Origin of the sequence: Mycobacterium sp. (assembly GCF_050701675.1) — a bacterium.
In the GTDB taxonomy this organism is placed as follows: Bacteria; Actinomycetota; Actinomycetes; order Mycobacteriales; family Mycobacteriaceae; genus Mycobacterium.
The window spans coordinates 1-10,465 of record NZ_JBOGDD010001102.1 but is presented as its reverse complement, the minus strand read 5'-3'; the positions used below and the strand labels follow the sequence as shown (position 1 = coordinate 10,465).

Annotated in this window: 12 protein-coding genes; 3 read left to right on the top strand and 9 right to left on the bottom strand. The window is 66.4% G+C overall.

What is annotated here, in order from left to right; genetic code table 11:
• From ACRDUX_RS34050 to ACRDUX_RS34010, 9 genes are all read right to left on the bottom strand, one after another.
• Positions 1 to 807 (bottom strand): DnaB-like helicase N-terminal domain-containing protein (locus tag ACRDUX_RS34050; protein ID WP_526420810.1); only part of this gene is annotated, 807 nt, incomplete at its 3' end.
• A 478-nt stretch (positions 808 to 1,285) separates the two neighbouring features.
• Positions 1,286 to 1,741, bottom strand: coding sequence for a 50S ribosomal protein L9 (rplI, locus tag ACRDUX_RS34045; RefSeq protein WP_526420808.1), 456 nt, complete (start codon positions 1,739 to 1,741; stop codon positions 1,286 to 1,288).
• 22 nt (positions 1,742 to 1,763) lie between these two features.
• Positions 1,764 to 2,030: a 30S ribosomal protein S18 gene (rpsR, locus tag ACRDUX_RS34040; protein ID WP_526420806.1), complete on the bottom strand. Its 267-nt coding sequence runs from the start codon at positions 2,028 to 2,030 to the stop codon at positions 1,764 to 1,766.
• A 54-nt stretch (positions 2,031 to 2,084) separates the two neighbouring features.
• Complete coding sequence (gene ssb, locus ACRDUX_RS34035) at positions 2,085 to 2,606, bottom strand: single-stranded DNA-binding protein (protein ID WP_526420804.1); 522 nt, start codon at positions 2,604 to 2,606, stop codon at positions 2,085 to 2,087.
• A gap of 97 nt (positions 2,607 to 2,703) precedes the next feature.
• Positions 2,704 to 2,994 carry a 30S ribosomal protein S6 gene (rpsF, locus tag ACRDUX_RS34030; protein ID WP_140689897.1) on the bottom strand — a complete coding sequence of 97 codons (291 nt, stop codon included), beginning with the start codon at positions 2,992 to 2,994 and terminating at the stop codon, positions 2,704 to 2,706.
• A 121-nt stretch (positions 2,995 to 3,115) separates the two neighbouring features.
• Positions 3,116 to 3,589, bottom strand: coding sequence for an SRPBCC family protein (locus ACRDUX_RS34025; protein ID WP_526420802.1), 474 nt, complete (start codon positions 3,587 to 3,589; stop codon positions 3,116 to 3,118).
• Positions 3,590 to 3,612: 23 nt separating this feature from the next.
• Positions 3,613 to 5,220: a glycosyltransferase family 87 protein gene (locus ACRDUX_RS34020; protein ID WP_526420812.1), complete on the bottom strand. Its 1,608-nt coding sequence runs from the start codon at positions 5,218 to 5,220 to the stop codon at positions 3,613 to 3,615.
• Positions 5,221 to 5,276: 56 nt separating this feature from the next.
• On the bottom strand, positions 5,277 to 7,559 hold the full coding sequence (locus ACRDUX_RS34015) for a transglycosylase domain-containing protein (protein ID WP_526420800.1): 2,283 nt from the start codon (positions 7,557 to 7,559) through the stop codon (positions 5,277 to 5,279).
• A 160-nt stretch (positions 7,560 to 7,719) separates the two neighbouring features.
• Positions 7,720 to 8,142, bottom strand: a complete 423-nt coding sequence (locus ACRDUX_RS34010; RefSeq protein WP_526420798.1) for a DUF5318 family protein — start codon at positions 8,140 to 8,142, stop codon at positions 7,720 to 7,722.
• A gap of 111 nt (positions 8,143 to 8,253) precedes the next feature.
• On the opposite strand from ACRDUX_RS34010, the gene ACRDUX_RS34005 reads away from it, so the two are divergent.
• The 3 genes from ACRDUX_RS34005 to ACRDUX_RS33995 form a co-directional block, all read left to right on the top strand.
• Entirely contained in the window at positions 8,254 to 9,132 is an 879-nt protein-coding gene (locus ACRDUX_RS34005) for a DUF1707 domain-containing protein (RefSeq protein WP_526420797.1), read from the top strand.
• 115 nt (positions 9,133 to 9,247) lie between these two features.
• Positions 9,248 to 9,796, top strand: a complete 549-nt coding sequence (locus ACRDUX_RS34000; RefSeq protein ID WP_526420795.1) for a PadR family transcriptional regulator — start codon at positions 9,248 to 9,250, stop codon at positions 9,794 to 9,796.
• 56 nt (positions 9,797 to 9,852) lie between these two features.
• Positions 9,853 to 10,465: inositol-3-phosphate synthase (locus ACRDUX_RS33995; RefSeq protein WP_526420793.1), on the top strand; the 613-nt coding region annotated here is incomplete at its 3' end.

Here is a 10,465-nt window from a genome sequence, read left to right as displayed (position 1 = left end):
CCCGATCAGCCGATCCCCCGGCTGGACCTCCCCCATCGTGGTCCACCCCGTCGGCGTCGGCAGCGGTGTGTCCAAAGCGAGCGCCTTCCCCACCCCAGGCCTCGCCGCCACGACGATCATCTGACCGGGGTGCAGACCGTTGGTCACCTCGTCGAGCTCGACGAATCCCGTGGCCACACCACGGGCCACTCCGCCCTGGGAGGCGATGGCGTCGATCTCGTCCATCGTCGGCTGCAGCAGCTGCTCCAGGACGATGAAGTCCTCGGTGGTGCGCCGCTCGGTGACGTCGTACATCTCGGCCTGGGCGCGGTCCACGATGTCGGCGACGTCCGCGCCGTCTGCCCCGGCGTACCCGTACTGCACCACCCGGGTTCCTGCCTCCACGAGGCGACGCAGCAGCGACTTCTCCGCCACGATGCCCGCGTAGTACCCCGCGTTGGCCGCGGTCGGCACCGTGGAGATCAGGGTGTGCAGATACGGTGCCCCGCCGATGCGCTTGAGCAGGCCGCGGCGATCGAGCTCGGCGGAGACGGTGATGGCGTCGGCGGGCTCACCCCGGCCGTACAGGTCGAGGATCGCGTCGTACACGCTCTGATGCGCGGGGCGGTAGAAGTCGCCCGGCCGCAGCCGCTCCAGCACGTCGGCGATGGCGTCCTTGGAGAGCAGCATGCCGCCGAGCACCGACTGTTCGGCGGCCATGTCCTGCGGAGGCTGGCGCCCGTAGTCCTCACTGGGTGGCGCCCCGTCCATCTCCGAACGACCTCCACCGTGGCCCCCCGAACGGCCCAGGTCATCGACGACGGCCACTAAGCGCTCCCCCTCCCTGCACGTCCTGCTCGATGTCGAACATGCATTCGACTATAATTCAGCCCCCCGACGACCTTCCGCTGCGAAGGCGTCGGAACAACATGCGACGGCTCACGCTAGACGTTGCTGGAGGCCACGCAAGCCGGCCCTGTTAGCGAACCTGTGGATGGTCTGTGGATAGTGCCGGTGGGGCATGTTGAACCGTTGGGGACAACCTGTGCACAACCATGCGACTTTTCGGCATCCACGCAGATAAGGGCATCACGAGGACCGTGGAGAGCTGTGGATGTTAATTCATTCGGCGTGTCGCCCGGGGTTGCCTTGTCGGGCGTGTTGTGTTGCGCCTTTGCGCCCAAGAGGTTAACAGCTGGTTAGCTTCGCTGGGCCCAAATCCGGGAGCAATGTTCGCCAGCAGATACAGCAACGCCCGGGTGAAGGTCGATCACGGCTTCACCCGGGCGTATTGACGCTGTTGTTGCTACTCGGCGACTACGTTCAGCGACACGGGGACGCTCACCTCGGGGTGCAGATGCACCGCAACGGCGTAGGTGCCGAGGGCCTTGATGTGGGCCTTGGGCAGCTGGACGGTTCTGCGGTCCAGGTTCGGGCCGCCGGCCTTCTTGATGGCGGCGACGATGTCACCCGTGGCGACCGAGCCGAACAGCTTGCCGCTGTCTCCAGCGGTCCGCACCGGCAGCGACACCGGCCCGAGCGCCTCGAGGGCGGTCTGGAGCTCCTTGGCGTGGTCCAGGTCGCGAACGGTCTTGACTTCGCGTGCCTTGCGGATCTCCTCGGCCTGGCGCTCGGCGCCGCGGGACGCGACGATGGCCAAGCCGCGAGGAAGCAGGAAGTTGCGGCCGTAGCCGTCCTTCACCTCGACGGTCTCGCCTGCCGAACCCAGGTGGTCGACCTCAGCGGTCAGAATCAGTTTCATGTGAGTGTCTTCCCGTTCCGGTCTAGCGCGATGCCGCGCTGAACGGCAGCAGAGCCACCTCGCGGGCGTTCTTGACGGCGATCGCGATGTCGCGCTGGTGCTGAACACAATTGCCGGTGACCCGGCGGGCACGGATCTTGCCGCGCTCGCTGATGTAGGTCCGCAGCAACGCGGTGTCCTTGTAGTCGATGATCGTGGTCTTGCCCTTCTTCGAGCAGAACGCGCACTTGCGGGTCTTTACCGGCTTTTCTGGGGCCGGACGCCTCTTCGTGGAGGAGGACTTAGCCATATCTATCTCTTTCTCAATGCATTGCGGTGTGCAGACACCGCGGGAAACTATGGGTCAGAACGGAGGTTCTTCGTCAGCGCCGTTGAACGAACCCGACGCCGGGGCGCTGCCCCACGGGTCGTCCTTGGGGCCATCGCTGGGACCGCTGTTGGCAGCAGCGCGGGAACCGCCGCCACCGCCACCACCGAAGCCGCCGCCCCCGCCGCCGCTTCGGCTGGCCTTGTTCACCTTGGCCGTCGCGTACCGCAGTGACGGACCGATCTCATCGACCTCGAGCTCGACGACGGTGCGCTTCTCGCCCTCACGGGTTTCGTAGGACCGCTGCTTGAGACGCCCGGTGACGATCACCCGTGAACCGCGAGTGAGGCTTTCAGCCACGTTCTCGGCAGCTTCGCGCCAGATGCTGCAGCGCATGAAGAGCGGGTCGCCGTCTTTCCACTCGTTCGTCTGACGGTCCATCATCCGAGGCGTCGACGCCACCGTGAAGTTGGCGACGGCGGCCCCGGACGGCGTGAACCGCAGTTCGGGGTCGGCGGTCAGGTTTCCGACGACGGTGAGGATGGTGTCACCAGCCACGAGGGCCTCCTGTGCTGTGTTGTTGGCGTGCGGTCGCTTCAGAGCGAGTCGCAGGCGAGCCTACGGAACCACTCTGACGTGCACTAGCCCATTGGGCTCAGTGCTTATCGGTCCGCATCACCTTGGTGCGCAGCACTGACTCGTTCAGGCTCAGCTGACGATCCAGCTCGGACACCGTGGCCGGCTCGGCCTTGACGTCGATGACGGCGTAGATGCCCTCGGGATGCTTGAGGATCTCGTACGCCAACCGGCGACGGCCCCAGATGTCGATCTTCTCGACCGTGCCACCGTCCTTGCGGATGACGTTCAGGAACGTCTCCAGCGACGGAGCAACTGTCCGCTCATCGAGCGTGGGGTCGAGGATGACCATGATTTCGTATGGACGCATAAGGAACCCATCACCTCCTATGGTCGTGTGCGGCCACGGCTTGTCCGTGGCAGGAGGGTCGCCTGCGTCGGCAACCCCGCAAGGCTACAGCAGGAGGGCCTGAGCAGCGAAATCGCGCCGCTCAGCCGCCCTCGGCCGTGCGCTTGATCGCCGCAAGGGTGACCGGAATGCCCTCCTTGGCCGACCGCGTCCGGATGCCGATCTGGTTCTCCGCATCGTCGCCGAACCGTCCGTGGAAGCCACGGATGCCCTCGGGCTGGAACGCCCACGACTCGGTGAGCCGGGTGCCACCGACCGGGTCCTCCACGGCCTCGAGGGTGAAGCCCCAACGCACCCAGCCGTCGTTGACCACCCACGCGAACTCGCGACTGGGCTCGGCGGCCACGACCCGGCTGCGCGTCTCCCACGTTCGTTCCGCAGTCTCGTTCCGCCCGGTGAAGTACGCGCCGACCACCGGGCCGCCGCCGTCGTCCCACCAGCACGCCCGGCATTGCGGGCTCCACTCGCCCATCCGGGTGACGTCGGCGACCAGCGCGTACAGCCGGTCGGCGTCGACATTCACCACCACGGAGTCACTGAATTCGAGATCGGTCACGTTTCCAACCCTGCCACAGGCGCTCACCCGGCCGGCGTCAGCTCCGGCTCGCGTTCCACGGGTGACGCCAGCGGCGGTTGCGGCGGGCGCAACCGGGCGGGCAGCCAACGAGGCGGTGCGTCGGGCGCGTACTCGAAGACCCCACCCGAGGGATCATCGACCCGCCCGCCGTGGCGGACCAGGTCGAGCTCGGGCCGGTAGATCTGACGAAGCACCAACGCACACAACGTCATCACCGCGACGTCCCGCAGCAGCACCGTCGTCGTGAACCATTGCTGCGGCAGCCCCATCTTCTGCTCGCCGAAGAGATACAACATTCGGGGCACCCAGACGAGCGCGTCAACCGTCATCCAGGCCAACAGGATTCGACGTTGCGGCAACGCCAGCACCGCCAGCGGAACCAGCCACAGCGAATACTGCGGGCTCCACACCTTGTTCGTCAGCAGGAAGGCTGCAACGACGAGGAAGGCCAGCTGCGCCAGCCGCGGGCGCTGCTTCGCGGTCAGGCCGACATACGCGATCCCGCACAGGCATACGGCGAACAGAACCGCCGACACCGCGTTGAGCACCGCCGGCGGCTGCCAGAACCCCAGATGCGGGTCGAACCCCGCCCAGCCGGTGAACGACTTGACGACGTTGTAGAGCGAGTCCATGTCGTCACCGCGTCGCGTGTTGAGCCGGAAGAACTCCGACCAGCCCCGCGGGAACAGCACCATGATCGGCAGGTTCACGATCACCCACGTCGCCACCGCGGCGCCGGCTGTCTTGCCCACCTCGCGCAACCGCCCGGTCCGCAACGCCAGGATCACCATCGGGACGAGCAACAGCAGCGGATAGAGCTTCAGCGCGACGCCGACGCCGATCAGGACACCGGCCAGCGCCGGTCTTCGCCTGGCCCACGCCAGCATCGCCCCCGCCGCGCACGCCGTCGCCAGCGCGTCGAAGTTGGTAAAGATCTGGAAGATCAGCAATGGCGAACCCGCGACGAGCGCCGCGTCCCACGGGCGGCGGCCCGCCAACCGCACCGTCGCCCACACCGTCGCCATCCACGCCAGCGCCAGCCCGAACGCGGAGATGTTGAAGAACATCACCACCTCGGCGAGCACCGGCACCGAGACGAGCTTGGTCAACGCCGTGTAGGTCTTGGCCAACGCCATCGACACGTACTGGTAGACGCCCGTCAGGACCGGATACTCCATGTACCTGATGGCGGGGCTGCCGTCGTACTGTTTCTGCGGGCCGCCGGCGGAGTCCTTCTCGACCCAGAATGACTTGTACGGAAACTTGCCCTGGCTCAACAGTTCTGCGGTGTAGAGGGGCACGGTGTCGGAGTAGCAGAGCTCGTAGTACGCGCGCTGGTTCTCCCACACGGCGACACGCTGATCGGCGGTGCCGCTGCCGGTCGACTGCAGACATGCCGCCTTCGTCGTGTACCCGAGTGCGAGGAACAGCAGCGCGATGACGAGCATGACGCGCAGCGGCGTCATGAACCGCGCCCTGCCGATCAGCGCGTGCCTGCCGACCGGACCGCCGATCGTGCCGGAGAGCGCAGCGCCGATGGTGTCCGTCCGGCTGGGCAGGTCGCGGTCGTCGTCGCTGCGCAGATCCTCGGCCAGCGGCTCGGGGGACACCGTGGGCCGACTCGGGTCGCCGGAGCCGCCCCGGCGGCGACGTTCCACCTCGCCGATCACGGCGGAGGCGGCGGCGCGGTGATCGTCGGGGTGGCTGAGGCGGCCGGATCACCGGGAGGCGGCGGAGGCGGCCCCAACGGGATCGTGGTCGGTGGGCCGAACGGGATCGTGATGCCGGGACCCAACTCGATCGTCGGCTGAATCACCGTCTCGGACGGCGGCGGCGGAGGTGGCGGAGGCGGCGGAGGCGCTGCGGGTGGACCCGCGTAACCGCCGATTTCCGTTGGCTTCGGGAACGTCTCGTCATCGGTGCCCTGCAAGGCCCCGTCCATCGTCGACTTCCAGATGTCCGATGGAAGGCCCGACCCGTATACCGAGCCGCCCGACTTGTTCTCGAGCGGCTTGGTGCCCTCGGTGGTCCCCACCCAGACCGCCGTCGCCAACGACGGCGTGTAACCCACCATCCAGGCGTCGCGGTTGGCGTCGGTGTCGCCGAGCTGGTTGGTCCCGGTCTTGGCGGCCGAGGCCCGACCACCGGCCAGGTTGTGACCCCGCGAGTAGCCCGCAATGGGCTGCATGGCGGCGGTCACGTTGTCGGCGACGGCCTTGTCGATCTTCTGCTCGCCGGCGTCGTTCTGCTGGGACGCGTCGAAGAGCACCTGGCCGTCGGAGCGGACCACCTTCTGCACGAAGTGCGGCCGGTGGTAGACGCCCGAGTCGGCGAGTGTCGCGTACGCCGAGGCCATGTCGATCACCCGAGTTTGATACTGACCCAACACCACTCCGTTGTTCGGCGGGCCACCCTTGCCGTCCTCGGACAGGGTGTGCTCGACGCCGGGGAAGCTCTCGGCGATACCCGCCGCGTGTGCCGCGTCGGCGACGTCCTGCGGACCGTTCTTGAGCTTGAGCATCAGCCGGTAGTAGCTGGTGTTGAGCGACATCTTGAGCGCCTCGGCGATGTTGCAGGTGCCGCAACCCTCGCCTTCGACATTGGTGATCTTGATGCCGTTGACTTCCACCGGCGAGCTGTCCACCTGGTAACCCAGCCCGATGCCCTGCTTGAGTGCGGCAACGAGCGCGAACACCTTGAACGACGATCCCGTCGGCAGTCCGGCCTGCGCGAAGTCGAACCCGTTGGCGTCCGAGCCGCCGTAGTACGCCTTCACCCCGCCGGTCCTCGGATCGACCGAGGCGACGGCCGTGCGCATGTCGGGGTCCTGGCCGTCCATGTACTTCGCGACGGCGTCCTCGGCGGACTGCTGCGCCTTCGGGTCGATCGTGGTGGTGACCTGCAGGCCCTCGGTGTTCAGCGTCTGCTCGTCGATGTTGAACAGGTCCATCAGTTCCTTGGTGACCTGACGCTCGATCAACCCGTTCGGTCCGGTCGTCTGGTTCTGCGCGCGGGCCAGATCCGGCGACACCGTTGGCGGGAACACCTGTGCCGCGCGGTCGCTCGGAGACAGCGCGCCCATCCTCACCATGCCGTCGAGCACCCAGTTCCAGCGCTCGGCCGACCCGGCCGGATCGACGGCGGGGTCAAGCGCCGACGGTTGCTGGATCAACGCCGCCAGGAGCGCGCCCTCGGCGACGTTCAGCTGCTCGACGGGCTTGCCGAAGTAGGCGGTCGAGGCGGCGGAGATCCCGTACGCGCCCCGGCCGAAGTAGATGATGTTCAGGTAGGACTGCAGCACCTGGTCCTTGGACCAGTCACCCGACATCTTCGTCGAGATGACGAGCTCCTTGGCCTTGCGGACCAGACCGCCCACGCCCGATCGCGCGTCACCGACGAGGGCGTTCTTGACGTACTGCTGCGTGATCGTGGAACCGCCCTGCAGATCGCCGCCGAAGATGTTGTTCTTGAACGCGCGCAGGAACCCCGTGAAGGAGAAGCCGGGGTTGGTGTAGAAGTCGCGGTCCTCCGCGGCCATCACCGCGTTGCGGACCTGCACGGGAACCTGATCGATGTTGACGTCGACCCGGTTTCCCTCCGGCGGGACGATCTTCGCGAGCTCACTGCCGTCGCTCGCCAGAATCGTCGACACCTGGTTGGTGCGGATGTCGCCGGGCTTGGGGATGTCGACGATCACGTAGGCCATCGCGAAGGTCACGATCGGCAGCAGGACGCACAGCGCCAGTGCGATGTAGGACCCCCGCCGCACCCACTTCCAGTTGACGTGGAACTCACGACGCGGACCCGGTCCGCCTGGCGGGCGGCCCCCTGGAGGAGGCCCTGGCGGTGGTTGCCGTGGCGGCGGCGGCGTGCCGTCCATGGCCGCCTTGACGACGTCGATCGGATCGCGGTACTGCGGCGGGGCGTCGCGAACGGGAGGGATCACCATCGTCTGGCGATCATCTGGCCGCAACGAATCCCTCGACGTGGGGATGGCCCTGGTCACGCCGTCGGACGGCGAAGGAGCCGCGTGCGACGTGGGCGCGACTCCACCGTCAGCCGCTGACTCCTTGCGGACGTCGTCGGCTGACCGTTCGTGTCGCCCTTCGCTATTCACTGGCCGTACGCGCTCCAGAGCGCGCTGTCCTGGTGCCGCGCGCCTTCGGAGGACGAGGCGCCCCAAGCACGTACGACTTGACGAGGTGGTTCCACTCGCAGGTCCGGCACACCTCCACTACATGCACCGCGAACTCGTCGAACTTCGCCGCCAGCATCACCAACTCCTCCGTGCTGCGGGCTGAACCGGACACGGCTCCGAGGTGGTCGCCGAACACCCACGACACCAACGTGAGCTGCTCCTTGCGACATATCGGGCACATCACCTGACTGGGCTTGCCGTGAAACTTCGCGGCGCGCAGCAGGTACGGATTGGCATCGCACACCTCGGAAACGCCCGTGCGTCCCGAGTACACCTCGGCCAGCAGCGACCGTCGCTTGAGCGCATAGTCCACCACCTGTCGCTGCAATCGCACGGTCACCAGAGTACGTCGGCCCTCTGCGAGGGGAGCCTCGACTGGGTCACCTCCGGCCCCAGTTCGCCATCTGGTCTGCAGTGATGGTGCACGAACTTCTACGATCTGTTCGTGGCGACGCGGCAGACGGCAGGAACGCGGGCGAAGGACACCGACCGCAACAACACGTGCCAGATACTCGACAGCGCGCTCAGTGACGGGCAGCTGTCGATGGAGGAGCACCGCACGCGGGTGGCGACCGCGACGACGGCCGCCACGCTCGGTGATCTGCAGTCGCTGGTCGACGACCTCCAGACCGAGAACGCCCCGGTCCAGATGCCCGATCTCAAGAAGCCGTCGAGTTTCTCCGGCGCCACCGGCGGTGCGGGCGGGCGCATCGGCACGCGTCTCGCGGTGGCGGGCGTCCTGGTGATACTCGGCATCGCGATCGGCTGGGGGCTCTACGGAAACACCAGCTCGCCATTGAGCTTCACCTCCGATCCCGGCGCCAAGGCCGACGGCATACCCGCCAAGGTGCTGACCCCGCCGCGGCAGCTGCACTCCCTCGGCGGCCTGACCGGTCTGTTCGAGCAGATGAGGTCGAAATTCGGCGACACCACGGGATACGGGATCACCATCTACGACGATTACGCGTCGTTGGAGCGCACCGATCCCAACGAGCCGAGGCGGGCTCTGCACTACTCCTACCGCGGTGGTTGGGACGATCCGTCGGAGACCAGCACGAGCTCCGACGACAAGGTGGTCGACCTCGGACAGTTCGACATCCCGACGTTGGTCGGCCTGGTCAGAGGTGCGCCCGAGACCCTCGGCATCAATCCCGCCGAGGTCAAGACCCTCTACCTCGACATCGAAGCGAACAGCGACATCACAGCACCGCCCGGCAGCATCCAGATCAGCATCTACGTGAGCCCGAAGTTCGGGGACAGCGGATACATCGAACTCAACGGTGACCTCACCACCAAGCGCGTGAGCTACCCCACCAACTCGTAATCGCCACTTCCTCATCCACTGTTCGGCGTCCTGATGTAGCGTCGTATATATCGGCGCGATACAGTTTGCCGAGGTGTTGAATCGTCGTAGCGACGGAGCAAAGGAGGTGATTCGAGTGCTGGAGCTCGCCATTCTGGGACTTCTACTCGAATCACCCATGCACGGTTACGAGCTGCGCAAGAGATTGACGGGCCTGCTTGGCGCCTTTCGCGCGTTCTCGTACGGCTCGCTGTATCCGGCCCTACGCAGGATGCAGGCCGACGGGCTCATCGCCGAAGAGGTGGCGCCAGTGGGAGCCGTCAAGGTACGCCGGGCCCGACGCGTCTACGTGCTCACCGACGAGGGCAAGAAACGGTTCACCGAACTCGTCGCCGACACCGGACCGCAGAACTACACCGATGACGGCTTCGGCGTGCACCTGGCCTTCTTCAACCGCACCCCGGCCGAGGCCAGGATGCGCATTCTGGAGGGCCGGCGGCGTCAGGTGGAGGAACGCAGGGAGGGTCTGCGTGAAGCCATCGCGCGTGCCACCAACTCACTCGACCGCTACACCCGCCAGCTCCACCAGCTCGGCCTCGAGTCCAGCGAGCGCGAGGTCAAGTGGCTCAACGATCTGATCGCGGCCGAGCGCGGCGCGCAAGGTCGTCCAGAAAATCAGCACTGAGCAACATCGACAACTACAACCCGCACCGAGTGTCAGTACGAGAAGGAGAACGTTCCATGTCTGTACCCAATGAGGCGGCCGCCTCGAACGAAATCCGGGTTGCCATCGTCGGTGTCGGCAACTGCGCGTCCTCCTTGGTGCAGGGTGTGCAGTACTACGACGACGCCGATGAGAACTCGACCGTCCCCGGCCTGATGCACGTGAAGCTGGGCAAGTACCACGTCCGCGACGTGAAGTTCGTCGCCGCGTTCGACGTGGACGCCAAGAAGGTCGGCTTCGACCTGTCCGAGGCCATCTTCGCGTCCGAGAACAACACCATCAAGATCGCCGACGTGCCGCCCACCAACATCACCGTGCAGCGCGGACCGACGCTGGACGGCATCGGCAAGTACTACTCCGAAACCATCGAGGTGTCCGACAGCGAGGCCGTCGACGTCGTCAAGGCACTCAAGGACGCCAAGGTCGACGTCATGGTGTCCTACCTTCCGGTGGGCTCCGAAGAGGCGGACAAGTTCTACGCCCAGTGCGCCATCGACGCGAACGTGGCATTCGTCAACGCACTGCCCGTCTTCATTGCCTCGGACCCGGTGTGGGCCAAGAAGTTCGAAGACGCAGGCGTGCCGATCGTCGGCGACGACATCAAGAGCCAGGTCGGCGCCACCATCACCC

Excerpts from the sequence above, each read along its gene's own strand:
- rpsR (WP_526420806.1), bottom strand. The coding sequence starts at position 2,030 with ATGGCTAAGTCCTCCTCCACGAAGAGGCGTCCGGCCCCAGAAAAGCCG.
- rplI (WP_526420808.1), bottom strand. The coding sequence starts at position 1,741 with ATGAAACTGATTCTGACCGCTGAGGTCGACCACCTGGGTTCGGCAGGC.
- rpsF (WP_140689897.1), bottom strand. The coding sequence starts at position 2,994 with ATGCGTCCATACGAAATCATGGTCATCCTCGACCCCACGCTCGATGAG.
- ACRDUX_RS34015 (WP_526420800.1), bottom strand. The coding sequence starts at position 7,559 with ATGGTGATCCCTCCCGTTCGCGACGCCCCGCCGCAGTACCGCGATCCG.